Origin of the sequence: Nocardioides candidus (assembly GCF_041321175.1) — a bacterium.
In the GTDB taxonomy this organism is placed as follows: domain Bacteria; phylum Actinomycetota; class Actinomycetes; order Propionibacteriales; family Nocardioidaceae; genus Nocardioides.
The window spans coordinates 377,759-401,552 of the sequence record NZ_JBGGWC010000004.1 but is presented as its reverse complement, the minus strand read 5'-3'; the positions used below and the strand labels follow the sequence as shown (position 1 = coordinate 401,552).

Annotated in this window: 23 protein-coding genes; 13 read left to right on the top strand and 10 right to left on the bottom strand. The window is 72.3% G+C overall.

The window, feature by feature from the left end:
- Positions 1-143: 143 nt before the first annotated feature.
- The 3 genes from ACAX67_RS19120 to ACAX67_RS19110 are packed head-to-tail and all read right to left on the bottom strand — an operon-like array spanning position 144 to position 2,714.
- Positions 144-1,097, bottom strand: a complete 954-nt coding sequence (locus ACAX67_RS19120) for an ABC transporter ATP-binding protein (protein ID WP_370705474.1) — start codon at positions 1,095-1,097, stop codon at positions 144-146.
- Positions 1,097-1,912, bottom strand: a complete 816-nt coding sequence (locus tag ACAX67_RS19115; protein WP_370705473.1) for an ABC transporter permease — start codon at positions 1,910-1,912, stop codon at positions 1,097-1,099. Before ACAX67_RS19115 ends, ACAX67_RS19120 begins: the two co-directional genes overlap by 1 nt.
- Positions 1,905-2,714, bottom strand: a complete 810-nt coding sequence (locus ACAX67_RS19110) for an ABC transporter permease (RefSeq protein ID WP_370705472.1) — start codon at positions 2,712-2,714, stop codon at positions 1,905-1,907. The genes ACAX67_RS19115 and ACAX67_RS19110 overlap by 8 nt, the downstream gene beginning before the upstream one ends.
- A 74-nt stretch (positions 2,715-2,788) precedes the next feature.
- On the opposite strand from ACAX67_RS19110, the gene ACAX67_RS19105 reads away from it, so the two are divergent.
- Positions 2,789-4,669 (top strand): ABC transporter ATP-binding protein, encoded by a 1,881-nt coding sequence (locus ACAX67_RS19105; RefSeq protein WP_370705471.1) that lies wholly within the window; start codon positions 2,789-2,791, stop codon positions 4,667-4,669.
- 31 nt (positions 4,670-4,700) lie between these two features.
- Here ACAX67_RS19105 and ACAX67_RS19100 read toward each other — a convergent pair whose 3' ends face one another.
- Positions 4,701-5,003 carry a response regulator transcription factor gene (locus ACAX67_RS19100; protein ID WP_370705470.1) on the bottom strand — a complete coding sequence of 101 codons (303 nt, stop codon included), beginning with the start codon at positions 5,001-5,003 and terminating at the stop codon, positions 4,701-4,703.
- 313 nt (positions 5,004-5,316) lie between these two features.
- Between ACAX67_RS19100 and ACAX67_RS19095 the strand changes: the two genes are divergently transcribed.
- From ACAX67_RS19095 to ACAX67_RS19075, 5 genes are all read left to right on the top strand, one after another.
- Positions 5,317-8,136: an aconitate hydratase gene (locus ACAX67_RS19095; RefSeq protein ID WP_370705469.1), complete on the top strand. Its 2,820-nt coding sequence runs from the start codon at positions 5,317-5,319 to the stop codon at positions 8,134-8,136.
- A 106-nt stretch (positions 8,137-8,242) separates the two neighbouring features.
- Positions 8,243-8,923 (top strand): hypothetical protein, encoded by a 681-nt coding sequence (locus tag ACAX67_RS19090; protein ID WP_370705468.1) that lies wholly within the window; start codon positions 8,243-8,245, stop codon positions 8,921-8,923.
- Positions 8,924-8,941: 18 nt separating this feature from the next.
- Positions 8,942-9,247, top strand: a complete 306-nt coding sequence (locus ACAX67_RS19085) for a thiamine-binding protein (RefSeq protein ID WP_370705467.1) — start codon at positions 8,942-8,944, stop codon at positions 9,245-9,247.
- Positions 9,248-9,288: 41 nt separating this feature from the next.
- A complete protein-coding gene (locus ACAX67_RS19080) occupies positions 9,289-9,723 on the top strand; it encodes a hypothetical protein (RefSeq protein WP_370705466.1) in 435 nt (144 codons plus the stop codon).
- Between the two features lie 27 nt (positions 9,724-9,750).
- Positions 9,751-10,365 carry a hypothetical protein gene (locus tag ACAX67_RS19075; RefSeq protein ID WP_370705465.1) on the top strand — a complete coding sequence of 205 codons (615 nt, stop codon included), beginning with the start codon at positions 9,751-9,753 and terminating at the stop codon, positions 10,363-10,365.
- Between the two features lie 87 nt (positions 10,366-10,452).
- On the opposite strand, the gene ACAX67_RS19070 is transcribed toward ACAX67_RS19075, so the two are convergent.
- The gene (locus tag ACAX67_RS19070; RefSeq protein ID WP_370705464.1) at positions 10,453-12,402 is read right to left on the bottom strand and encodes a PASTA domain-containing protein; all 1,950 of its coding nucleotides are present in this window, start codon (positions 12,400-12,402) and stop codon (positions 10,453-10,455) included.
- Complete coding sequence (locus ACAX67_RS19065; RefSeq protein WP_370705463.1) at positions 12,392-12,862, bottom strand: SigE family RNA polymerase sigma factor; 471 nt, start codon at positions 12,860-12,862, stop codon at positions 12,392-12,394. The genes ACAX67_RS19070 and ACAX67_RS19065 overlap by 11 nt, the downstream gene beginning before the upstream one ends.
- Positions 12,863-12,959: 97 nt before the next feature.
- Between ACAX67_RS19065 and ACAX67_RS19060 the strand changes: the two genes are divergently transcribed.
- On the top strand, positions 12,960-13,586 hold the full coding sequence (locus ACAX67_RS19060; protein ID WP_370705462.1) for a thioredoxin-like domain-containing protein: 627 nt from the start codon (positions 12,960-12,962) through the stop codon (positions 13,584-13,586).
- A gap of 29 nt (positions 13,587-13,615) precedes the next feature.
- Positions 13,616-14,020: a YjbQ family protein gene (locus ACAX67_RS19055; protein ID WP_370705461.1), complete on the top strand. Its 405-nt coding sequence runs from the start codon at positions 13,616-13,618 to the stop codon at positions 14,018-14,020.
- Positions 14,021-14,052: 32 nt separating this feature from the next.
- Here ACAX67_RS19055 and ACAX67_RS19050 read toward each other — a convergent pair whose 3' ends face one another.
- The 4 genes from ACAX67_RS19050 to ACAX67_RS19035 form a co-directional block, all read right to left on the bottom strand.
- Complete coding sequence (locus ACAX67_RS19050) at positions 14,053-15,333, bottom strand: COG4705 family protein (protein WP_370705460.1); 1,281 nt, start codon at positions 15,331-15,333, stop codon at positions 14,053-14,055.
- Between the two features lie 113 nt (positions 15,334-15,446).
- Positions 15,447-16,766 (bottom strand): HAMP domain-containing sensor histidine kinase, encoded by a 1,320-nt coding sequence (locus ACAX67_RS19045; RefSeq protein ID WP_370705459.1) that lies wholly within the window; start codon positions 16,764-16,766, stop codon positions 15,447-15,449.
- Entirely contained in the window at positions 16,763-17,455 is a 693-nt protein-coding gene (locus tag ACAX67_RS19040; RefSeq protein WP_370705535.1) for a response regulator transcription factor, read from the bottom strand. Before ACAX67_RS19040 ends, ACAX67_RS19045 begins: the two co-directional genes overlap by 4 nt.
- Positions 17,455-18,255, bottom strand: a complete 801-nt coding sequence (locus ACAX67_RS19035) for a helix-hairpin-helix domain-containing protein (protein WP_370705458.1) — start codon at positions 18,253-18,255, stop codon at positions 17,455-17,457. The genes ACAX67_RS19040 and ACAX67_RS19035 overlap by 1 nt, the downstream gene beginning before the upstream one ends.
- A 35-nt stretch (positions 18,256-18,290) precedes the next feature.
- Here ACAX67_RS19035 and ACAX67_RS19030 point away from each other — a divergent pair, with 35 nt between their 5' ends.
- From ACAX67_RS19030 to ACAX67_RS19010, 5 genes are read left to right on the top strand one after another with little or no spacing between them, the layout of a single operon-like run.
- Complete coding sequence (locus tag ACAX67_RS19030) at positions 18,291-18,719, top strand: NUDIX domain-containing protein (protein ID WP_370705457.1); 429 nt, start codon at positions 18,291-18,293, stop codon at positions 18,717-18,719.
- A 49-nt stretch (positions 18,720-18,768) separates the two neighbouring features.
- Complete coding sequence (gene dxs, locus ACAX67_RS19025) at positions 18,769-20,700, top strand: 1-deoxy-D-xylulose-5-phosphate synthase (protein WP_370705456.1); 1,932 nt, start codon at positions 18,769-18,771, stop codon at positions 20,698-20,700.
- Positions 20,681-21,946, top strand: coding sequence for a gluzincin family metallopeptidase (locus ACAX67_RS19020; protein ID WP_370705455.1), 1,266 nt, complete (start codon positions 20,681-20,683; stop codon positions 21,944-21,946). Before dxs ends, ACAX67_RS19020 begins: the two co-directional genes overlap by 20 nt.
- Positions 21,947-21,968: 22 nt before the next feature.
- Positions 21,969-22,910 carry a proteasome assembly chaperone family protein gene (locus tag ACAX67_RS19015; protein ID WP_370705454.1) on the top strand — a complete coding sequence of 314 codons (942 nt, stop codon included), beginning with the start codon at positions 21,969-21,971 and terminating at the stop codon, positions 22,908-22,910.
- Positions 22,907-23,755 carry an acyl-CoA thioesterase gene (locus tag ACAX67_RS19010; protein ID WP_370705453.1) on the top strand — a complete coding sequence of 283 codons (849 nt, stop codon included), beginning with the start codon at positions 22,907-22,909 and terminating at the stop codon, positions 23,753-23,755. Before ACAX67_RS19015 ends, ACAX67_RS19010 begins: the two co-directional genes overlap by 4 nt.
- Positions 23,756-23,794: the final 39 nt, after the last annotated feature.

Genomic DNA, 23,794 nt, shown 5'->3' with positions numbered 1-23,794 from the left:
GTGTGGTGGATTTACCTCACCACGAACGGAAGTGGTTCGGTACGACACCTCCGCCCGGATTTCTCGTCGCACCTGACCACCGGGTCGAGATTCCGAGAATCGCGACCCGCACGTCAGGGGCGACGGGCCAACGCGGCGAGGGATCAGCGGCGCGCGGCGTAGATCCGGCGTACGACGTCCTCGATGTCGGGTTCCTCGACGGTGAGGTCGAGCACCTCTGCCCGCTCCGCCACGGAGGCGAGCAGGCGCGGGACGGTGGTCGACTCCGCGTCGAAGGAGAGCCGCTGGCGCAGCCCGTGCCCCTCGGACCCGAGGTGGGTCGTGCCGGCGATCGCGACGAGGTCTGCGGTCGGCTCGGCCAGGTCGACCACGAGGACGCGCTGGGCGCCCGCCGTGCGGGAGAGCCCGGGCAGGTCGCCGTCGTAGGCGAGCCGGCCGCGGTCGATGACGAGGATCCGGTCGCAGAGCCGCTCGACGTCGCCCATGTCGTGCGTGGTCAGCAGCAGCGTGGTGCCGTGCGCACGCCGCTCGGCGACGAGGAACTCGCGCAGCCGCTGCTTGGACAGAACGTCGAGCCCGATCGTCGGCTCGTCGAGGATCACCAGGCGGGGGGAGTGGAGCAGGGCGGCGGCGACCTCGGCGCGCATCCGCTGGCCGAGCGAGAGCTGGCGCACCGGGGTGGCGAGGAAGTCGGCCATCTCGAGCCGCTCGACGAGCTCGTCGGTGCGTTCGCGCGCGGCCGTCGAGGGGAGGGAGTGGATCGCCGCCAGGATCCGGAACGACTCGCGCACCGGCAGGTCCCACCACAGCTGCGAGCGCTGCCCGAACACGACCCCGACCTGCCGCGCCAGCCGCCGGCGGTCCTGCACGGGCCGCAGCCCGCACGTCGTGACCGAGCCGCGCGTGGGCACCATGATCCCGGTGAGCATCTTGATCGTGGTCGACTTCCCCGCGCCGTTGGCGCCGATGTAGCCGACGGCCTCGCCGGGCTCCACGCGCACGGAGAGGTCGTCGACGGCGAGGACGGTGTGCCGCCGTACCCCTGAGCGCACGCGGAACTCCCGCGTCAGCCCGCCGGTCTCGATGATCGGGTCCATCAACCGCCACCTCCTTGGTAGTGCCGCACACCCCACCGCCAGCTCAGCAGGGCCAGCGCCCACGCCCACACCGCCGCGACCGGGGCGCACCAGCCGAGCCAGTGGGGCAGCCAGTCGGGCTCGTGCACGCCGAGCAGCCACATCGCCGGCAGGAACGCGGTGAAGGCCATGGGGAAGAAGAAGCCGAAGACCACCCACAGCGGGCGCGTCCACACGGACGCGGCCTGGGTGGCGGCGTAGCGGCCGCCGTAGACGAACGCGTTGGTCGTCTCGGCGCCCTCGACGAGGAAGAACTGCGCGCCGCCCGCCCACACGAACATCGCCGCGAACGTCGCGTAGCCGCTGACGATCGCGAGCCCGAGCAGCACCGCGTGCGGCACGCTCCAGGCGATGTCGTTGATCGTCAGGCCGACGACCAGGGCGACCAGGCCGACGAGAGCGCGCGCCAACCGGCGCAGGGAGAGGTCGCTGGTGACCAGCTGCATCAGCAGCGGCTGGGGGCGGAGGTAGAAGACGTCGAGCGTGCCCGCACGGAGGTACGCCGGCAGGTTGTCGCAGTGGCCGAACGTCATGTCGGCCAGGGAGAAGCACAGGTCCGCGAGGCCGAAGACGAGCAGGATCTGGGAGAACTCCAGCCCGCCCAGCCGCACCACGTTGTGGAAGAGGATCGACACCTCGGCGAGCTCGACGACGCCGATGAGCAGGGAGCTGACCAGGTCGAGGACGAAGCTCGCGCGGTAGCTGGTCTGCGAGCGGGCCCGCGAGGCGAGCACCTCGCGGTACGGCCGCAGCCGGGAGAGCGCGGACTCAGCCACCCTGCACCTCCAGGTGCCGCCGGCCGGCCCGCGTGAGCAGCTGCCCGACGGCGAGGACCCCGAGCAGCCACGCGACCTGGGCGGCCACGAGGGCGACCGCGTCGAGCCCGGCCGCACGTCCCGAGATCACGTCCACCGGATACATCATCGTGGCGGGGAAGGGCGTGGCCTGGGCGGCGACCTCCAGGACGTCGGGGAAGAGCCAGATCGGCACGAACAGCCCGGCGAGGAAGCCCGAGACGACCATGTAGAGGATCTGGAGGCCGCGGGTCTCCACGATCCAGAACCCCGGCACACCCACCAGCAGGTAGACGGTCGCGGCGGAGACGGCGATGGCCAGCAGGACGCTCACCGCGCCCAGTGCGTACGCCGACGGGTCGGCCGGAAGCGCCATGCCCACGAAGATCCCGCCGATGAGCACCGACGGCAGGCCGCGTGGGATCAGGTTGAAGACGGCCCGGCCGACCTCGGTGGTGATCGCGGCGCCCTGCACGTCGAGGGGCCGGAGGAAGTCGACGGCGACGTCGCCGGACTTGATCCGGTCGGCGATCTCGATGCGGCCGGACATGTTGATCGAGCCGAGCAGCCCCTGCGAGATCCAGATGTAGGTGCTCATCAGGGCGACGTCGTACCCCTCGAGCTCGCCGCCGGCGGCCCGGACCGTCGCGAACAGGATCGCGACCTTCAGCAGGCCGAACGTGGTGTTGGCGACCAGGCCCCCGAAAGCGGCCATCACGTAGGCGGACTGGCGCCGGAACCCGGCGACGAGGATGCGCCAGTAGACCCGGACCGTCCTCGTCACCCCGCGCATGAGGGACAGCAACTTACGCGATCCGACTTGCCTTCAAGTCGACTTCAAGTCCTAGGGTCGTCGCCATGAGCATGGAGTCGATCGCGTGGAACCAGCTGTACCGGCGGATGAGCGCGCCGGACGAACGGCGCGCGTTCAGCGCCGCGACCGCCCGTCGCATCATGGACTTCGCCCGGCCCCACCGCCGGATGCTGGTCGGCTTCATCGTGCTCAGCGTGGCGGGAGCCGCGCTCGCGGTGGCGACACCGGTGCTGGCCGGGCGCGTGGTCGACGCGATCGTCTCCGGCTCGGAGCGGCGCACGGTCGTGCTGCTGGCGCTCGTGATCGCCGGCGTCGCGCTGCTCGACGCCGCGATCGGCCTGGTGACGCGCTGGCTGTCGGCCAGCATCGGGGAGTCGCTGATCCTCGACCTCCGCAGGGCCGTGTTCGACCACGTGCAGCGGATGCCGATCGCGTTCTTCACCCGCACGCGGACGGGGGCCCTGGTCAGTCGCCTCAACAACGACGTGATCGGCGCGCAACGGGCCTTCAGCAGCACGCTCTCGGGCGTGGTCGGCAACTTCGTGATGCTCGTCCTCACGCTGGTGGTCATGCTCGGCATCTCGTGGCGCGTCACGGTGCTGGCGCTGGTGCTGCTCCCGGTCTTCGTGCTCCCGGCGCGCCGGATGGGCAGCCGGATCGCCGGCATGCAGCGCGAGGCCGCCGACCACAACGCCGCCATGGGCAACCAGATGACCGAGCGCTTCTCCGCGCCCGGCGCGACGCTGGTCAAGCTCTTCGGGCGGCCGGACCAGGAGTCCGCCGAGTTCGCGGCCCGCGCCCGGCGGGTGGCCCAGATCGGCGTGCGGACCGCGGTGGTGCAGACGACGTTCGTGACCGCGCTGACGCTGGTGTCCGCCCTCGCGGTGGCCCTGGTCTACGGCCTCGGCGGCTACTACGCACTGACCGGCGCGCTCGACGCCGGCGACGTCGTGGCTCTGTCGCTGCTGCTCGTCCGCCTCTACGCCCCGCTGACCGCGCTCGCGAGCGCGCGTGTCGACGTCATGTCTGCCCTGGTGAGCTTCGAGCGGGTCTTCGAGATCCTCGACCTCGAGCCGTTGATCCAGGACCGGCCGGGTGCGGGCGAGGTGCCCGAGGGGCCCGTGGCGGTGGAGCTCGACGACGTGCGGTTCTCCTACCCGTCGGCGGAGCGGGTCTCGCTCGCGTCGCTCGAGGAGGTCTCGACGTTGGACACGCGCGGGGGCGAGGAGGTCCTCCACGGCGTCACGTTGCGGGCGGAGCCGGGCCAGGTGGTCGCCCTCGTCGGCTCGTCCGGGGCGGGGAAGTCCACGATCGCCCAGCTGGTCTCCCGGCTCTACGACGTCGACTCCGGCGCCGTACGCCTGGCCGGCGTCGACGTGCGCGACCTGACGGCTGCGGCGATCCGCGACGCGGTCGGGATGGTGACCCAGGACGGGCACCTCTTCCACGACTCGATCGGTGGCAACCTGCTGTTCGCCCGACCGGAGGCGACGGAGGACGAGGTGTGGGACGCCCTGGAGCGCGCCCGCCTCGCCGACCTCGTCCGCTCTCTGCCCGACGGACTGGGCACGGTCGTCGGCGAACGCGGCTACCGGCTGTCCGGGGGAGAGCGGCAGCGGTTGACGATCGCCCGGCTGCTGCTGAAGCGACCGCGGGTCGTCGTCCTCGACGAGGCGACGGCATCGCTCGACTCCACCTCGGAGGCGGCGGTGCAGGCGGCGCTGTCGGAGGTGCTCACGGGCCGGACCGCGATCGTCATCGCCCACCGGCTCTCGACCATCCGGACGGCCGACCTCATCCTGGTCGTCGAGGACGGGCGGGTCATCGAGCGCGGCACCCACGCCGAGCTCCTGGCCCTCGGCGGCCGCTACGAGGAGCTCTACCGCACGCAGTTCTCGGAGGACGCCGACCCGCTGCCCGCCTGACGGGAGAGCCGCGTCGCAGACGACCTGTGCCTCAGTCGACCTGCGCGAACCCGCTGCGGTAGGCCGCGATCACCAGCTGCACCCGGTCGCGGACGCCGACCTTGGCGATCAGGCGCGCGACGTGACACTTGACGGTGGCGGGGGAGATGAAGAGCGTCGCGGCGATCTCGTTGGTGGACTGGCCGTCGGCCAGGCAGCGCAGCACGTCGGCCTCACGACGGGACAGCCGCTCGGTCCACGGGCCCACCTGCAGTGACGCGGGCAGCACGTCGGCGACGCGGACGACCTTCAGGTGGCGGTACGCCGCCTCGTCGGTGCGCTGCACCTCGCTCATCGCGGACTTCCCCTCGGTCTGTGCCCCGGCTCGCAGACGGCTCCGGAGTCGGGAGCCAACGCCGAGGCTAGGGAGCCCGGGGCCGGACCCGCAGAGGAAGCGCGGGCACGTGAGACTGATCTGAGACCGGGCCACGCGCCGCGGACGGGGCTGGAGATCGCGCCCGGGATCATGTATCTTGATATCAAGAGACCTCGGATCCCGAGGTCCGGTCAGTTAGGACAGCCTCACTATCCGTCCACCGGCACGCGGCGGCAGGATGGGGAGGCAGACCGGCGGACGATCGAGAAGTCGCAAGAGGACGGAGACGCGGATGGCCAGCAAGGACAGCTTCGGCGCCAAGGGCACCCTGGACGTGGACGGGAAGTCCTACGAGATCTTCCGCCTGGATGCGGTGACCGGAGAGGGCCTGGACCAGGCGTCCCTGCCGTTCTCCCTCAAGGTGCTGCTGGAGAACCTGCTCCGCACCGAGGACGGCTCCGACATCACCGCCGACGACATCAAGGCGCTGGCCGGGTGGGACGAGACCGCCCAGCCCGACAAGGAGATCCAGTTCACGCCGGCCCGCGTGATCATGCAGGACTTCACCGGCGTGCCCTGCGTCGTCGACCTCGCCACGATGCGCGAGGCGATGGCCGAGCTCGGTGGCGACGCCACCAGGATCAACCCGCTCGCCCCGGCCGAGATGGTCATCGACCACTCCGTGATCGCCGACGTCTTCGGCACGCCGGAGGCCTTCCAGCGCAACGTCGAGATCGAGTACGAGCGCAACCGCGAGCGCTACCAGTTCCTGCGCTGGGGCCAGACCGCGTTCTCCGACTTCAAGGTCGTCCCGCCGGGCACCGGCATCGTCCACCAGGTCAACATCGAGCACCTCGCCCGCGTCGCGTTCACCCGCGAGGTGGACGGCGTGACCCAGGCCTACCCCGACACCTGCGTCGGCACCGACTCCCACACCACCATGGTCAACGGCATCGGCGTCGTCGGCTGGGGCGTCGGCGGCATCGAGGCCGAGGCCGCGATGCTCGGCCAGCCCGTGTCGATGCTCATCCCGCGCGTGGTCGGCTTCAAGCTGTCCGGCGAGCTGCCCGAGGGCTCCACCGCCACCGACCTGGTGCTGACGATCACCGAGATGCTGCGCAAGCACGGTGTGGTCGGCAAGTTCGTCGAGTTCTACGGCCCCGGTGTCTCGGCGCTGCCGCTGGCCAACCGCGCCACGATCGGCAACATGTCGCCGGAGTTCGGCTCCACGATCGCGGTCTTCCCGATCGACGAGGAGACCGTCAAGTACCTCGAGCTCACCGGCCGCTCGGCCGAGCAGCTCGCGCTCGTCGAGGCCTACGCCAAGGAGCAGGGCCTCTGGCTCGACCCCGACGCCGAGCCCCGCTACTCCGAGAAGCTCGAGCTCGACCTCGCGACCGTCGTACCGTCGCTGGCCGGCCCGAAGCGTCCGCAGGACCGGGTCCAGGTGTCCGAGGCCAAGTCTTCCTTCCGGGGCGCCCTGGCCGACTACGTCACCGAGGGTGACTCCGACCCGGACGACGCCGCGGAGGCGACCGGCTACGACGAGGCCGTCGAGGAGTCCTTCCCGGCCTCCGACTCGCCCTCGCACTCCGGTGGCAACGGCGCGCCGCGCAAGCCCTCGGCAGCACCCCTCGACGGCGGCCGGCCCTCCAACCCGGCCGAGGTGACGCTCGAGGACGGCACCGAGTTCACCCTCGACCACGGCGCGGTCACGATCGCGGCCATCACGTCGTGCACCAACACGTCCAACCCCTCGGTCATGATCGGCGCCGCCCTGGTCGCCAAGAAGGCCGTCGAGAAGGGTCTGCAGCGCAAGCCGTGGGTCAAGACCACGCTCGCGCCGGGCTCGAAGGTCGTGTCCGACTACTACGAGCGGGCCGGCCTGACGCCGTACCTCGACAAGCTCGGGTTCAACCTCGTCGGCTACGGCTGCACCACCTGCATCGGCAACTCGGGCCCGCTCATCCCCGAGGTCTCCGCCGCGGTGCAGGAGAACGACCTCGCCGTCGTCTCGGTGCTGTCCGGCAACCGCAACTTCGAGGGCCGGATCAACCCGGACATCAAGATGAACTACCTGGCGTCCCCGCCGCTGGTCGTCGCCTACGCGCTGGCCGGCTCGATGGACGTCGACCTGTTCGGCGACCCCCTCGGCCAGGACTCCGATGGCAACGACGTCTTCCTCAAGGACATCTGGCCCTCGCCGCAGGAGGTCGAGGAGACCATCGCCGGCGCGATCACCTCGGAGATGTTCAGCTCGTCCTACGCCGACGTCTTCGCCGGCGACGAGCAGTGGCGCTCGCTGCCGACGCCCGAGGGTGACACCTTCGCGTGGGACCCGGACTCGACCTACGTGCGCCGGGCGCCGTACTTCGACGACATGCCGGAGGAGCCGACCCCGGTCACCGACATCGACGGTGCGCGGGTGCTGCTCAAGCTGGGCGACTCGGTCACGACCGACCACATCAGCCCGGCGGGTGCGATCAAGAAGGACTCGCCGGCCGGCAAGTACCTCGCCGAGCACGGCGTCGAGCAGCGCGACTTCAACTCCTACGGCTCGCGCCGCGGCAACCACGAGATCATGATCCGCGGCACGTTCGCCAACATCCGCCTGCGCAACCAGCTCGCGCCGGGCACCGAGGGCGGCGTCACCCGCGACTTCACGGCCGACGGCGAGGTGACCTCGGTCTTCGAGGCCTCCGAGCACTACATCGCCGCGGGCACGCCGCTGGTCGTCCTGGCCGGCAAGGAGTACGGCTCCGGCTCGTCGCGCGACTGGGCGGCCAAGGGCACCTCGCTGCTGGGTGTGAAGGCGGTCATCGCCGAGAGCTACGAGCGGATCCACCGCTCCAACCTCATCGGCATGGGCGTCATCCCGCTGCAGTTCCCCGAGGGCGAGACCGCCGAGTCGCTCGGCCTGACCGGCGAGGAGACGTTCTCCATCACCGGCATCACCGAGCTCAACGACGGCACCACGCCGCGCACGGTGAAGGTCAAGGCGGACGACGTGGAGTTCGACGCCGTGGTCCGGATCGACACCCCCGGTGAGGCGAACTACTACCGCAACGGCGGCATCATGCAGTACGTCCTGCGGAACCTGCGCCGCAGCTGAACCTCTCGCTGGTCGAGGAGGTCGCGCCGGCGACCGTCGCGAGACCGATGGCCCGTCACCGGTGTGGTGGCGGGCCATCGGCATCTCTGCTTGCCACCATGGGGCAATGCGTTTCCTCGGTACGGCGGCCCTCCTCCTCGCGCTCGCAGCACTGACCGGCTGTGGTGCCGCTGACGGCGACCCCGACGACGTGCCGACGATCACCACCCGCCCGTCGGCGAGCCGGTCGGCGAAGCCGATGGAGACCGCCACGCAGCTGCCCTCGGCGGCGAGCACCCCGCCGGTGACGACCGTGTCCCCGACGGCGCTGCCGGCCACCGGGACCACCGAGAGCGGGCCGTCGCCCGAGCCGCCGACGGACGACCCGGGCGGGCCGACGTCGTACGACGACGCGCAGACGCGCATCGCGGAGGTCGGCGCGGCCTCGACCCAGGAGGTCGTCGCGGCCGAGCGCTTCTCGACGACGAAGGACGTCGTCTACTGCCTCCTCGACGACCCGGTGATCGGCCCGAGCTGCGAGCTGCGCACGGGGTTCGTCAAGGACGACGCCGTGTGCGGGAGCGACATCGCGGACGGAGTCGGGCGGATCGAGACCTACAAGGGACGGGCGCGCCCGGTCTGCAACTCCGACACCATCCGCGAACCCGGTGCGCCGGTCGTCGCCGCCCCGGCGGTGGTGGCCAGCGGTCCCATCACCTGCGCGGTCGAGTCGATCGGCGTGACCTGCACCGACGCGGGGTCCCACACGGGCTTCTTCATCGGCCCGCGGGAGTACCACGTCTTCTGACCCGGCTACCGTGGCCGCATGCTCGTCGCCTTCTCCGTCGCTCCCAGTGGCACCGGCCGTGCCGACGGCTCCGTCTCCGAGGCGGTCGCCGCGGCCGTCCGCGTCGTCCGCGACTCGGGGCTGCCCCACCGCACCGACGCGATGTTCACCACCGTCGAGGGCACCTGGGACGAGTGCATGGCTGTCGTCAAGCGGGCGACCGACGCCGTCGCGCCGTACGGCTCGCGCGTGTCGCTCGTGCTGAAGGCCGACATCCGCCCGGGCTACGACGGTGAGCTGGACGCGAAGGTCGCGCGGGTCGAGGCTGCCCTGCGCGACGAATAGTCGTTCCCGGGATCGGGCGCGCTCTGCGACGATCGGGTGCCATGGACCCTGACCCGGAGCGTGAGCAGTGGAGACGGCTCGTCGAGGCACTCGACAGCTGGACCGCGGCGCGCGAGATCGCAGAGGACCGGTTCCGGGTGTGGCTGCCCGAGGAGGCACCGTCGGAGCTGGAGTACGTCGACGTCGTGATGTCGCCCGACGACTGGGACACCTGGTCGAGCACGGTGACGGGCAGCTTCGAGGACGCCCTCGACGACGTGAAGCACTCGGTCGCCCAGCACTCCTCGTCCGAGCCGTTCCTGGTGTTCGAGACCTACGAGCTGGTGCCGTCGATGACCGTGGTCGTGCCGCCCGATCCTGCCGAGGAACGTCTGAAGCAGTGGATGCGCGACAACCCCGGCCGCCCGGCGGGCACGTGGGTCGCGATCGGCCGGGACGGCAGGTCGCATCCGTTCCCCGAGGGTCCCCCGCGCTGACCCGCCCCGCGTGAGAGGGTCCCTCCCATGTCCTCGGTCTTCGAGCTCCGCCACCGACCGGCTGCGTCCGCGGTCTTCCGCGTGCGGGTGCTCCCACTGGTGCTCGCAGCGGTGGCGCTCGCCGCGGCCGCGGCCAGCGGCGTCGCGCTCGGCACCCAGGACCTCGAGGCCGACCAGCGGTTGACGGCGTGGTTCCTCGTCGTCGGCGGGATCTCCGGCGGTGCCTTCGTGCTCCACCACACGTGGCGGACCTGGCCGGCGGTGTCCCCCGACCTGGTCGTCATCAGGCTCGACGAGACGGAAGTGCAGCTGAGGAAGGGGCGCTATCGGGACGAGACCTGGCTCCGGGTGCCGTGGGACGTCGTCGAGGGCGTCTCGCTGTCGGCCGTCGCGACGGCGCCGCGAGCCAGCGCCGTACCAGCAGTCCTGCGGCTGCTGCGGTTCGTCCCCCGGGAAGGTGCCGACGTCCCGCGCGGACCGGTCGGGTGGGGCAACCGTGGCGTCGCCCTCCCGGCGCGGGAGGCGGCGCTCTGCTTCGTCACCGGGGCCACGTGGGACGCTGACCTGCGGGAGCTGCTCGCATGGGTCCGCGACCACCGGCCGGACCTCCGCGTCGAGGACTCGCTCGCGGCCTCGGGCTGAGGGCCGTCGGGGGGACCCGTCGCACCGGGTGAGTCACGTCCTCCCCCCTCCCGGGTCGCACAGCGCCGGTGGCCGGCCCGGCAGGCATCACTGCCAGGACTCGACGGGCTCGATCGTCAGGTGCTGGCCCTCGTCCGGGCAGTACGGCACGGACGCGTCCGCGGTCACCATGCCGGCACCGCCCGGCAGTTCGACCCGTACGGCGGCAGCGCGGTCCGGATCGACGGTGGTGTCGCAACGGCTGGTGCCCAGCACCACGGCGGGGTCGAGGTCGCCGCCGACGAGCATGGTCTCGGCGTCGCGGCCGCTCCGGCTCGCGGGGATGTCGAGCGCGGTGCCCGCGTCGTCGTACAAGGTGGCGGTCGGGTAGCCGCGCAGCGTGCACGGCCGGTCGGCGGCGAGGTGCCAGTAGTGCAGCAGGGTGGCGCCGGCGCCCTCGCTGCCACCGTCGGTGATCCGGACGTGGTCGGTCTCGGTGCAGGCACCGGGCAGGCGCTCGTCGCGGTCGTAGAGGTAGTCCACCCCGCTGATGGCGCCCGCCTCGTCCGTCCAGATCTCCACCGCGAAGCTGCAGCCGCCCGGCCCGCGCAGGGTGGCGGCCGGCGTCGTGAAGTCGTTGAGCGACGCCGAGGAGTGGAACAGGCACGGCCCGGTGGCGAAGCCGTCTGCGGCCGTGACCCCGTCGCCGGCGACGACGTCGAGCACGTTGCCGGCGAGGCAGTCGCGGCCGGAGGGAAGCTCGTCCGGCGACAGGCAGAAGCCCCATGCCGGGTGGTCGCCCGGCGCCTCCACCACGCCCATGGTCTCGTCCGCGACATACAGCGTGACCTCGTCGGCCCACGCGGGCTCGGGACCGCCCCGGGCGAACGCCAGGAACGAGTCGGCCACCCCGTCCGTCCCGCCGCGCGGAGGGATCGAGTCCACCCAGTCCTCGCCGGCGCACGCGCCGGTGCGGGTGGTGACCCCGAAGGTGAGCAGGTCGCCGGGGTAGAAGTCGATCGCGCCCATCATCCGGCTGACGATCCCGACCGGGGCGCAGTCGGTGATGTCGACGAACCGTGCGCGGTAGCCCGAGGCCGCGACCCGGGCCCGCGCGAACGCCTCGGAGTTCCCGAGCACGCTGGGCGGTGCCTCGGAGGGTGCGGTGCCGAAGGCGCCGCCCTGCGCGTCGACCTCGACCGCGGTGATCGCGCCGTCGTCGTCCTGGTGGATCCCGAGGTCGACGCACCCGCCGCGCAGCGGGGTCGGCCCGAGGTGCCACGGCGCCAGGATGACCGCCGTGCCCCGGTCGGTCAGTCCCGAGGGCCCCTCCGTGCGGCCGCAGCTGAAGTCGCCGGGATCGTCGCCGACGTTGATGTCGACCGGGTGGAACTCGCCGTCGGCGTACACGACGGAGCTCCGCACCGCCTCGATGACGTCGCGCCGCGGCCAGGTCGCGGCGTCGGCGGCCTCCTCGCCGCTGACGACCCGCGGCGCCCCGTCGCCGGTGTAGATCCCGACCTCGTCGGCGAACCTCGGCGCCGGACCGCCACTCAGGAGGAAGTCGAGCAGACCGTGGTCCGGGACCGAGCCGGCCAGGCAGCGTCGGCTGCCGTCGCCGCGCAGCAGCGTGACGGCCGCCCCGGGCTCGATGATCGCGCCGACGGACGGGTCGGTCCCGACCGCCTGCCCCGCCCCGCACGACGGCTCGTCGCGGACCGTCACGACGTAACCGTCGCGGACCAGCAGACGCTCGGCGGCCTCGGCTGTCAGGCCGACGACGCTGGGCACCTGGTCGGGTCCGAGCCGGAAGGCGACGCCGGTGAGGGACGGCTCGGCGGTCGTGCTGGTGCTGTTGTCGGCGGGTCCGCGCGGCCGCGGCGCGCTGGCATCGGGCCGCAGCGCCACCCCGACGCCGGCCACGGCCACAACGGCCGCAGCGACCGCGACCAGGACGGGCCAGGCCCGCCGGCGCGGGGGCGCGACGGTGCGCGCCGGCACCTCGATGGTCGCCGCCGCCTCGTGCAGCAGGTCGTGCGCCTCGTGGTCAGTGAGCATCCTCGGCCTCCAGCAACGTGGACAGGGCCTGCTTCGCGCGGGCCGTCCGGCTCTTGACCGTGGAGGGCGGCAGGCCCAGTGCGTCGCACACCTCGCGCTCGGAGAGGTCGGCGTAGAACCGCAGCACCAGCACCTCGCGGTGCTCGTGGCTCAGCCCGGCCATCGCCCGCCGTACGGCGATGGGCCGGCTGAGGTCCGGCTCGGCGCCGGTCTCGGGCAGCTCCACGGTGGGCACCTCGCCATGCCAGCGGCGCTGGCGTGCGTCGCGCACTGTGTTGACGAGCGCGGTGTAGACGTAGGCCTCCGGGTTGCTCGCCTGCTGCACACGCGCCCAGCTCCGGAAGCACTTGAGCAGCGTGGTCTGGACGACGTCCTCCGCCTCGGGCAGCCGGCAGCCGAGCAGCACGGCGCTCCGCACCAGGCTGGTGCGGCGCGCGGCGACGTACTCGCTGAAGTCCACCCGGGGCCTTTCCTCGGTCACAACGTATGACCGGTCGGCGGCGCGGTTGGTCGCATCCGGGCACGAAGCAGTCGCTCCACCACTACCCTCGGGCGTTGTGTCCGAGGATGAGCAGGCCGGCAGGGGGTCCCGGAAGCGGCTCGCGGCGGTGGTCGTCGCCGTCGTCGTCGGCGCCCTCGTGGTCCTCGGAGCCGTGGTGCTGCCACCGCTCCTCGACGACGACCCGGACGAGAGGCAGGGCCCCGGCGACGCGACCGGGACCGTCGACACCAGCGACCTCTCCGCCGTGCAGGAGTACGACGTCCCGCCGTACACGCACGTCACCGACGACGTGGACGTGACCTACGCGCAGTCGCCGCCGATGGGGGGCGACCACTGGAACGCCTGGCTGGAGTGCGGCGTCTACGGCGGTGCCGTGCCGGACGAGTACGCCGTCCACGACCTCGAGCACGGCTCGGTCTGGATCACCTACCGACCCGACGAGGTCGACGAGGCGGGCATCGACGAGCTCGCCGGCCAGCTCCCGCAGAACGGCATCATGTCGCCGTACCCCACCCAGGACGCACCCGTCGTCATCACCGCGTGGGGCCGCCAGCTCGACCTGCTCGGTCCCGACGACCCGCGGGTGCGCCTCTTCGTCCGGGCGTACGGCGCCGGTGAGACCTCGCCGGAGCCCTTCGCCTCGTGCGCGGGCGGGCTCACCGCACCTCCCGACGGCGGCTGAGTCCCCGGCGCCCGCCTACGGTGGGTGGCATGGACAGCGAGACCTTCCGCTACCGGACCGGTGACGAGGAGCGGGTGCTCGACATCACCCGCGACTGCGCGGACTTCGCGTCGGGGCGGGGCGACGGCCTGTTGCACGTCTTCGTGCCGCACGCGACCGCGGGCATCGCGATCATCGAGACCGGCGCGGGCAGCGACGACGACCTGCTCGCGGCGCTCGGCGACCTGCTCCCGGCCGACGACCGCTGGCAGCACCGCCACGGATCGCCCGGGCACGGCCGCTCCCACGTGATGCCGGCGCTCGTGCCGCCGTACGCCTCCGTGCCGGTGCTGGACGGAAGGCTGGCGCTCGGGACCTGGCAGAGCGTGTGCCTGGTGGACCTCAACGTCGACAACGACGAGCGCGAGGTCCGGCTCAGCTTCCTGACGGGCTGACCGCGACGAAGCCGCGCGAGCCGGTCGCGCGGTCAGCCCAGCGTGGTGAGGAGCGTGTCGAGGGCATCGCTCTCGGTCTTCTGGTCCGGGCTGGACGCGCGCACAGCGGTGAGCACGTCGTCGACCTCGCGGTCGAGGTAGGTCCAGGTCGCGCAGTCCTCGGCGACGAGCCGGCCCTGGGCGTCGTCCCACGCCGTCTCGAGGTCGGTCGCCCGCGACGACGCGCCGGACTGGTCGCCGGACCTCACCAGGTCGAGGGTGTCCTGCGAGATGGTGCGGAACCGGTCGACGTCGCTGGACGGGTAGGCCCTGACCCCGCTCTGCGCGCCGGAGGCGGAGACCGAGCCGTCCGAGCACGAGGGCGTGTTGCCCTCCTCGGCATCGAGCGCGTTGACGTGCGGCCGGCTGTCGGCGTAGGCGAGCAGCGCCACCGTCGCGACGGCGGTCGCGCCGATCACGGCGAGGGACACCCGCTCGCGGCGCCGGTCGCGGCGCGGCGGCGGAGCGAGCACGGCGGTGCGGTCATCGTCCTCCTCGATGACGTCGGCCCGGGACAGCGTCAGGTAGACCACGGTGGCGAGGATCGCGCCGAGGAACACCAGGCTGGTGCCGAACGTGCCCAGGCCGAGGCCCTGCTCGTCGCTCGGGCTGGCGAGCCAGTCGCCGATGTTGGCGCCGAGCGGCCGGGTGAGGATGTAGGCGAGCCAGAACGTGAGGACCGGGTCGGCCCCGTAGCGCCACAGTGCGGCCATGATGCCGATCAGCGCGAGCGGCAGCAGGACGGACTTGCCCGGGCCCCAGCCCGTGAGCTCGAGGGTCCAGTCGCCGGTCGCGGTGCCGAGCGCGAACGTGACGAGGACCGCGAGCCAGTAGAAGGACTCGCGCGGCGTGGTGACGATGCTGTGGATCGACAGGGTGCGCTCCCGGGCCCACCAGACGCCGAAGACCGCGGCCAGGGCGACCGAGAAGAGCGTGGTGCTGATCCAGAGCGGCACGCCCTGCTGGTCGGTCAGGATGTCGGTGTAGAGCGTGCCCGTCACGCTCACGATCACGACCGTGAGCCAGTAGGCCGCGGGCACGTAGCGGCGCAGCCGCATCTGCACGGCGAGCGCGAGCACGAACGCGACGGTGAAGATCACCGACGTGCGGACCAGGCCGACACCGAGCGTCTCGTTGATGTAGTCGGCGAAGCTCTCGCCCACCGTCGTGCAGAGGACCTTGATGATCCAGAACCAGACGGTGACCTCGGGCACCTTGTTGAGCATCTGCCGGGCGGACGTCGCCCGGTGCGGCGTGGGCGTGGTGGCTGACATGCCGCCCAGGATCGGCGGATCTTCCTGACACCGACCTGAGCACGGGAGCGGCACCCCCTCGTCGAGTAGGCGTTGCGAGGGACGAGCGACGGCGTATCGAGACGCGGTGGGGCTCAGGCGGTCGGCAAGGTCACGACGATGCGGGTGCTCAGGGGGCCCTCGGCGACGCGGACGTCCCCGCCCATGCTGCGGGCGATCCGGCGGGCGAGAGGCAGGCCGAGACCGGCGCCATCGCCCGTCGTACGACCTGCGTCGAAGACCAGGTCGCGGTCGCCGGTCGGGATGCCCGGGCCATCGTCATCCACGAGGAGGTCGACGAAGCCGGCGCGTCCCGCCGGCTTCGACGACACGACGGTGCGGCCCGCGAGCCGGCGCGCGTTGTCGAGGACCGGAGTGATCGCGCGCACGGCCAAGGCTTCCGGGAGCGCGACGCGCACCGTCTCGTCGACGTTCACGTCGACCACACCCCCCTGTGTGGACGACGCGGCCTCCGCGACCGCGTCCCTGAGTGAGCAGAGTCCCGTCAGCGCTTCTGACGACGCGGTCCGCGCCAGCTCGAGCAGGCTGCGGATCACCGCCGCCATCCGCCTCGTCGACCCCGCGATCTCGTCGAGCTGTTCCACGAGCTCCGGAGCCAGACCGTCTCGGCGCAGGAGGAGCAGGTCCGCGTTGGCCTGGATCACGGCGAGCGGCGTGCGCAGCTCGTGCGCCAGCTCGGAGGTCAGCCGCTGCTCGGAGCGGATCGCATGGGCGACACGTTCCAGCAGCCGGTCGAGGGTCCGGCCGAGTGCGGCGATCTCGTTGCCGCCGGGCCCCAGGTCGAACCGGTGGGTGAGGTCGTGCTCGCTCCAGTCGTCGGCCGAGCGGGTCATGGCCGCCACCGGGGCGAGGGCCCGCCGGCTGACCCACTGGGCGAGACCGGCAGCGAGAGCGATCATGACCGCACCCGCACCCACGCAGACGAGCAACGCCTGTCGCTCGCCTCGTTCGTACGGCGCCAGGCGCTCGCTCACCACGACCACGCCGCTCGCTCCGTCCCCGGTGCGGAACGGCTCCGCGCGGACCCGGCTCTCCTCCGCCCCGTCCTCGGCGATCGTCCGCACCCGGTCGGTGGTCGCCAACCGGGCGTAGGTCGTGCGCTCGGAGGACGGAGCGCTCCCGGCGACGACCCGGCCGTGGGCGTCGTAGACCGCGACGCCCGCGTCGAGGTGCTCCTGCGGCACCACGAGTCGGCCGTCGGCACCGGCGGACGCAGAGCTGATGACGGCCTCCGCGCGGTCGGCCAGGACGGTGTCCAGGCTGTGGTTCGTCGATGCGGCGAGGACGAGCTGGACCACGATGGTCAGCGCCAGCACCAACGCCGCGGTCACCGCCGTGGTCAACCCGACCAGCTGCGCGCGGAACGACGCGACCCGCGAGAGGCGAGCGCTCACGGGGAGGCGTCCTCCTCGACCCGGACGAGCCGGTAGCCCAGGCCACGCACGGTCTCGATCACGCTCGGTGCGCCCACCTCGTCCAGCTTGCTGCGCAGGCGGCGCATCAGGGAGTCGACGGTGTTGTCGCTGACGACCGCGCCGTCGGGCCAGGCAGCCGCCACGACGGTCCGGCGCCGTACGACCTCGCCGGGGCGGGCGGCGATCGCGGCCAGCATCCGGAACTCGGTCGGCGAGAGCGCCACCTCGGCACTCGCGGTCCGCAACGAGTGACGGGCGGGGTCCAGGGCGAGACCGGCCTGGTCGTCCTGCGGTCGCAGCTGGCGCCCGCGCCGACCCAGCACGGCGATGCGGGCCAACAGCTCCTTGATGTCGAAGGGTTTGCTCACGTAGTCGTCGGCGCCCGCTCCGAAACCGGCGAGGCGTTCGTGCTGCGCGCCCAACGCTGTGAGGAACAGGACGGGTGCCGCCTGTCCACCGGCCTGGAGCGCCTGGCAGACATCTCGACCGTCGGCGTCCGGGAGGCCGATGTCCATGACGATCACGTCGAGGGCCGCCGCGGTCCCGAGCGCGACGACGGCCTCCGCGCCCGTGTGGGTCATGACGACCTCGTGACCGTCGTGCTCCAATGCGCTCCTCAGCGCACGCCGCAGACCCGGATCGTCCTCGCACACGCCGACCCGGAGCATCACGATGGATCCGATGCGTAGGACAGCCCGAGGTCCGCGAGCGCGGCCTCGATCCGGTCCAGTGCGATCGGGCCCACCCCGTGCAGCGCGGCGAGGTCGCGCCGCGTCCAGCCGCTCACGGCCTCGAGGGTGTGCACGTCGACCGCCCGCAACGCCCTGGTGGCCGGGGCGCCGATGGTGCGGGGGAGCGGGGTGCCCTCGCGCTGCGGGGCGCGCTGCCGCGGTCCGTCCTCGTGGTCGATCACGGCCTGACCGCGCGGCGAGACCCGGTAGCCGATCGCGAGCGACTCGGTGAGGCCACGCTCCTTGAGCTTGCGCACGTCGCGTTTGAACTCCGCCGTCGGCCGACCGAGGGAGGCCGCCAGCTCCGGCGCGCGCACCTCCGGCCGGGCGTCGATCAGCCGTAGCGTCGCGCGCGTCCACGGTCCGACGGCCGAGGAGGCGTCCAACCGGTCCAGCCCGGCCAGGATCGCGGCGATCTCCTCGGCCTCCGGCAGCTCGGCGCGCAGCGCCTCGCGGGGGTCGGCGCCGGCGTACCTCAACCCGACGCGGTACGCCGGCCGGTCGGCCTTGGCCGCGAGCGCGGCCTTCAGCGCGGCCAGCGAAGAGGCCCCGGCCCGGCGCGCGTCCTCGGCGCGCAGCGCCGACGGGGCGACCTGCTCGACGCTGACGACCTCGATCAGGCCGACGGCGGTGCGAAGCCGGGTTCCCACGCGCACCCGCGGGCGGTCCCACCGGCGGAAGGCGAGGTCGATCTCGCCACGACGGATGGCCTCCAGCTCGGCCGGTCGGATCATCACGCAGCGAGGATACGACCGCCCGCTAGCGTGACCGGGTGCGCCGCTTCGCCTCGATCCTGCTCGTCGACCCGCGTGGCCGGGTCCTGCTCCAGGAACGCGACGAGCACCCGGTGATCGACCCGGAGTGCTGGGGCTTCGTGGGCGGCCACGTCGACCGCGGCGAGGAGCCCGGCGCGGCGGCCTACCGGGAGCTCGCGGAGGAGACCGGCGTGCGGCTCGAGGAGGGCGCGCTGGAGCTCTGGCGGGAGTTCTCGGTCTACCACGCGTCGTACGAGTCGTTCGACGACGTCTTCGTCTACGCGGCCGCGACCACGCTCACCGACGAGGACATCGTCGTGGGCGAGGGCCGGCAGATCGTGTTCGTCGATCCCTCCCGGATCGACGGCCTGCCGCTCACCGCGTCGGCGTCCCGGATCCTGCCGGAGTTCCTCGCCTCCGACCGCTACCGGTCCCTGGCCGGGTGAGGATCCGTCGATCGCGGTCATCGAAGGCCGACGACCTAGACTGAGGGCCATGGCCCTCCTCGACCGGATCACCACGCCCCGTGACCTGCGGGACCTCTCCGAGGCGGAGCTCACCACGCTCGCGAGCGAGATCCGTGACCTCCTCATCCGGACGGTCGCGACCAACAGCGGCCACCTGGGGCCCAACCTGGGCGTCGTCGAGCTGACCCTCGCGATCCACCGCGTCTTCGACAGCCCGCGCGACCGCGTCGTGTTCGACACCGGCCACCAGTCCTACGTGCACAAGCTGGTCACCGGCCGCGCCGCCGACTTCGGCACGCTGCGCCGCGAGGGCGGGGTGAGCGGCTACCCGAGCCAGGCCGAGTCCGACCACGACATCGTCGAGAACTCCCACGCGTCCACGGCGCTCAGCTACGCCGACGGCATCGCCAAGGCCTACGCGATCCGTGGCGAGGACCGCCACGTCGTCGCCGTGATCGGCGATGGTGCGCTCACCGGCGGCATGGCCTGGGAGGCCCTCAACAACATCGCCATCGCCAGGAGCTCGCGTCTGGTGATCGTCGTCAACGACAACGGCCGCAGCTACACCCCGACGATCGGCGGTCTCGCGACGGCGCTGACCGGCCTGCGCACCAACCCGCGCTACGAGCAGGTGCTCGACCTGGTGAAGAAGCGCGTCAACGCCGTGCCGGCGGTCGGCCCGACGGCCTACGACGCCCTCCACGCGGTGAAGAAGGGACTCAAGGACGCGCTGGCGCCGCAGGGTCTCTTCGAGGACCTCGGCCTGAAGTACGTCGGCCCGGTCGACGGCCACGACCGCCAGGCCATGGAGCAGGCGCTCGCGCAGGCCAAGCGGTTCGGCGGTCCGGTGATCGTGCACGCCATCACCCGCAAGGGGTTCGGCTACGACCCCGCCGAGCGGCACGAGGCCGACCAGTTCCACGCGCCCGGCCCGTTCGACGTGCAGACGGGGCAGGAGAAGCCGAAGGGCCTCATCTGGACCGACCATTTCGCCGAGCACATCGTGCGCATCGGCGCCCGCCGGCCCGACGTCGTCGCCATCACCGCCGCGATGATGCACCCGGTCGGGCTCGACAAGTTCCAGGCCCGCTTCCCCGAGCGCACCTTCGACGTCGGCATCGCCGAGCAGCACGCCACGACCTCCGCGGCCGGCCTCGCCATCGGCGGCCTGCACCCGGTGGTCGCGGTCTACGCGACCTTCCTCAACCGCGCCTTCGACCAGGTGCTGATGGACGTGGCGCTGCACCGGTGCGGCGTCACCTTCGTGCTCGACCGGTCCGGCGTGACCGGCGACGACGGCGCCTCCCACAACGGCATGTGGGACATGTCGATGCTGCAGGTGGTGCCGGGCCTGCGCCTCGCCGCCCCGCGTGACGTCACTCGGATGCGCGAGCTGCTCGACGAGGCGGTCGAGGTCTCCGACGCCCCCACCGTGGTGCGCTTCCCCAAGGGCCCGCCGCCCGCGGACATCGAGGCCGTCGGCCACGTCGGCGGCGTCGACGTGCTCGTCCGTGACGGCAGGAAGGACGTCCTCGTGGTCGCGGTCGGCTCGATGGCCGGCACCGGCGTCGACGTCGCTGAGCGGTTGAGCGCCCAGGGCATCGGCGTCACCGTCGTCGACCCGCGCTGGGTGAAGCCGGTCGCCCCCGCTCTCGTCGACCTCGCGCGCGACCACCGACTGGTCGTCACGATCGAGGACAACGGTGTGATCGGCGGCGTCGGGGCCGTGCTGCTGCAGACCCTGTCCGCAGCGGGCGTCGACACCCCGGTGCGCATCCACGGGATCCCGCAGCAGTTCCTCGACCACGCCAAGCGTGACGTGATCCTCGAGCGGATCGGTCTCTCGGCCCAGGCCATCGCCCTCGACATCGTGCACGAGATCGCGGGAGCCGCAGCCGGCTCCGACGCGGCGTCCGACGCGGACCACCGGACGCTCCTCGATGTCGACGGGAAGAGCTAGGACCCGGGGCGCACGCGGGTTCGTCGCGACCCTGCTGCCCCTCGCGCTGGCCGGGGCCCTCCTCGCCGCCTGCGGTGACGACGACCCGCCCTCCAGTCCGGGCGATCCCACCGGTCTGGCGGTCCAGGAGATCGAGCACACCCTGCGCCAGCGTGCGCGGGCGATCCTCGACGGCGACTCGGTGCTCTTCCACCGGACCGTCGCCGGGCGGGGGACCTTCCTCGACGACCAGGACCGCTACTTCGACAACCTGGGTCAGCTGCCGCTCGGCATGCTGCGCTTCGACCTCGACCCGACGTCGCTGGACAAGGACGGCGACGGCTACTGGGCCGACGTGACGGTCCGCCTCCGGCTCCAGGGGTACGACGTCTCGCCCGTCATCACCCACGACCACTGGCGCTTCGCGCCCACCCGCAACCAGCGCCGCTACCTGCTGGCGTCGACGACCGACAAGCGCTGGGAGGCCGACCACCCCTCGCAGCCGCAGCCGTGGGACCTCGACGAGGAGATCGAGGTGCGGGACGCCCCCGGCGTGCTCGGGATCTTCGACGACGGCTCGGTCGGCAGTGCGAGCACGGTGCTCGACGCCGTGGCGGAGGGCCGGTTCCAGGTGAGGTCCGTGCTGCCGGCCGACCTGACGGACCCCGGTGGGGTGGTGGTCTACGCACTGTCCGACCCGGAGTTCGTCGAGTCCCTCTCAAGCCTCCCCGTCAACGATCCCGACCGCCTCGACGGGGCGACGGTCCCGGTGCCGCACGACGCGGAGGGCGGCGACGGGCGGGTGTCGTCGTACCGCGTGCTGTTGACCCCCCACGTGCTCGACCAGACCGGCGACGTCCTCGACCGGCTGGTGCGCCACGAGCTCACCCACGTCGCCGTCGGCTCCCGGGCGCGCGGCGTGCCGCTGTGGCTCAGCGAGGGGATCGCCGAGTACGTCTCCGTCCAGCCCATCGCCCCCGCCGAGCGCCGACTGCAGACCGACGCGCTCGACCTGGCCGCGCGCGGCGTCGAGGACCTGCCGTCCGACGCGGACTTCTCCGGTGCGGACGCCGAGGGGTGGTACGCGGTGTCGTGGTGGGTGTGCGAGTACATCGCAGCCACCTACGGCGCGTCCGCGCTGTGGGCCCTGCTCGACGCGCTCCACGACGGCGGGGACCAGGCCGACGTGGTCCCCGAGCAGCTCGGCATCTCGACGGCGCAGCTGGTCGCCGAGGGCATCGCGCTGATGCGGCGCACCTACGCGTGAGCGTCGTCAGTATCGTTTCCCCGTGACCTCCGCTCCTCGCCTCGTGCACATCGTCGACGACGTGCCGGAGCTCGACGGGGTCGACGACCTGCGGCTGGTCGTCGCGCTCGACGGTTTCCTCGACGCCGGCAGTGCCGGCGCGATCGCCTGCCGCCACCTCGTCTCCGAGCGTGGCGAGGAGGGCAGCGTCGTGGTCGCGACCTTCGACGTCGACCAGCTGCACGACTACCGTGCGCGCCGGCCCCCGATGTCCTTCGTCCGCGACCACTACGAGGCCTATGACGCGCCGCGGCTCGTGGTGCGGCTGCTGCGCGACGTCGGCGGGACGCCGTACCTCCTGCTGCACGGACCCGAGCCCGACATCCGCTGGGAGGCCTTCTGCCGTGCCGTGGTCGAGGTGATCGAGCGGTTCTCGGTCTCGCTCGTGCTCGGCATGGGCGCGGTCCCGATGGCGGTGCCGCACACCCGGCCCATCGCGATCACCCACCACGCCAACAACGCCGAGCTGCTCACCGGCACCTCGCCGTGGCGCGGCGAGCTGCGCATCCCGAGCAGTGCACAGGCCCTCCTCGAGCTGCGGCTCGGGGAGTGGGGCCACGACGCCCTGGGCTTCGTCGCGCACGTCCCCCACTACCTCGCGCAGCTGGACTACCCGCGCGCCTCGATCGCGCTGCTCGAGCAGGTCGAGCGTGCCGGCCGGCTGACGATCGACCTGTCCGCGCTCGGAGTCGAGGCCGAGGAGCGCGACGAGGAGATCGCTCGCTACCTGGCCGCCAACAGCGAGGTCGACGACGTCGTGACGGCGCTGGAGCAGCAGTACGACGCGTTCGCCCGTGCCGAGGAGAGCGGCTCCAGCCTGCTCGCCCAGGACCAGCCGCTGCCGACGGGCGAGGAGATCGGGCAGCAGTTCGAGCAGTTCCTGGCAGGCCTCGAGGGGCCCGACGAGAGTGGGGGTCAGCCGTGAGCGACGCGACCGAGAAGCTCGTGGCGCTGCTCGACCTCGAGCAGCTCGACACCGACCTCTACCGAGGCACGCAGCCCGAGACGACCCGGCAGCGGGTCTACGGCGGCCAGGTCGCGGCCCAGGCCCTGATCGCGGCGACCCGGTCGGTGGACCCCGGCTTCCACGTGCACTCGCTGCACTCCTACTTCCTGCTGCCCGGCGACTACAACGTGCCGATCATCTACGACGTCGAGCGCATCCGCGACGGAAAGTCGTTCGTGACCCGACGGGTGCTCGCGCGCCAGCACGGCCGGCCGATCTACTACCAGTCGCTCAACTTCCAGCGCGCCGAGGACGGCCTGGAGCACCAGGACGTGATGCCCGAGGTGAAGGGCCCGGACGACGGCCTGAACCTGATCGACCTGATGCAGGAGCGAGGCGCGGACGACGGTCTGTCCACCGAGTGGGCGGCGCTCGACGTGCGCTGGCTCGGCAGCTCCCGCTACGGCCTCGACCCCGACCCGCGCCACCCGTCGAAGGCGCAGGTGTGGATCCGGATCGACGGCCGGCTCTCCGACGACCCGCTCGAGCACCTCGCGATGTTCACCTACGCCAGCGACGTGTCGCTGCTGGGGGCGACGCTCGCCGCCCACGACACCGACGCCCAGCAGGTGCAGATGGCCTCGCTCGACCACACCATCTGGTTCCACCGGCCGTTCCGCGCCGACGAGTGGTGGCTCTACGACCAGTGGTCGCCGTCCGCGTGCGGCGCGCGCGGCCTCTCCCTGGGCCGGGTGTTCACCCAGGACGGCACCCTGGTCGCGACGGTCGCCCAGGAGGGCCTGATCCGTCCGCGGACGCGCTGAGGGATCTGAACGCCCTGTCCTCCGCGGGGCATCCTGTTC

Coding starts and splice junctions, on each gene's coding strand:
- ACAX67_RS19105 (WP_370705471.1), top strand. CDS start 2,789: ATGAGCATGGAGTCGATCGCGTGGAACCAGCTGTACCGGCGGATGAGC.
- ACAX67_RS19085 (WP_370705467.1), top strand. CDS start 8,942: ATGCTCGTCGCCTTCTCCGTCGCTCCCAGTGGCACCGGCCGTGCCGAC.
- ACAX67_RS19090 (WP_370705468.1), top strand. CDS start 8,243: ATGCGTTTCCTCGGTACGGCGGCCCTCCTCCTCGCGCTCGCAGCACTG.
- ACAX67_RS19040 (WP_370705535.1), bottom strand. CDS start 17,455: ATGCTCCGGGTCGGCGTGTGCGAGGACGATCCGGGTCTGCGGCGTGCG.
- dxs (WP_370705456.1), top strand. CDS start 18,769: ATGGCCCTCCTCGACCGGATCACCACGCCCCGTGACCTGCGGGACCTC.
- ACAX67_RS19080 (WP_370705466.1), top strand. CDS start 9,289: ATGGACCCTGACCCGGAGCGTGAGCAGTGGAGACGGCTCGTCGAGGCA.
- ACAX67_RS19095 (WP_370705469.1), top strand. CDS start 5,317: ATGGCCAGCAAGGACAGCTTCGGCGCCAAGGGCACCCTGGACGTGGAC.
- ACAX67_RS19050 (WP_370705460.1), bottom strand. CDS start 15,333: ATGTCAGCCACCACGCCCACGCCGCACCGGGCGACGTCCGCCCGGCAG.
- ACAX67_RS19120 (WP_370705474.1), bottom strand. CDS start 1,097: ATGGACCCGATCATCGAGACCGGCGGGCTGACGCGGGAGTTCCGCGTG.
- ACAX67_RS19055 (WP_370705461.1), top strand. CDS start 13,616: ATGGACAGCGAGACCTTCCGCTACCGGACCGGTGACGAGGAGCGGGTG.
- ACAX67_RS19075 (WP_370705465.1), top strand. CDS start 9,751: ATGTCCTCGGTCTTCGAGCTCCGCCACCGACCGGCTGCGTCCGCGGTC.
- ACAX67_RS19100 (WP_370705470.1), bottom strand. CDS start 5,003: ATGAGCGAGGTGCAGCGCACCGACGAGGCGGCGTACCGCCACCTGAAG.
- ACAX67_RS19020 (WP_370705455.1), top strand. CDS start 20,681: ATGTCGACGGGAAGAGCTAGGACCCGGGGCGCACGCGGGTTCGTCGCG.
- ACAX67_RS19070 (WP_370705464.1), bottom strand. CDS start 12,402: ATGCTCACTGACCACGAGGCGCACGACCTGCTGCACGAGGCGGCGGCG.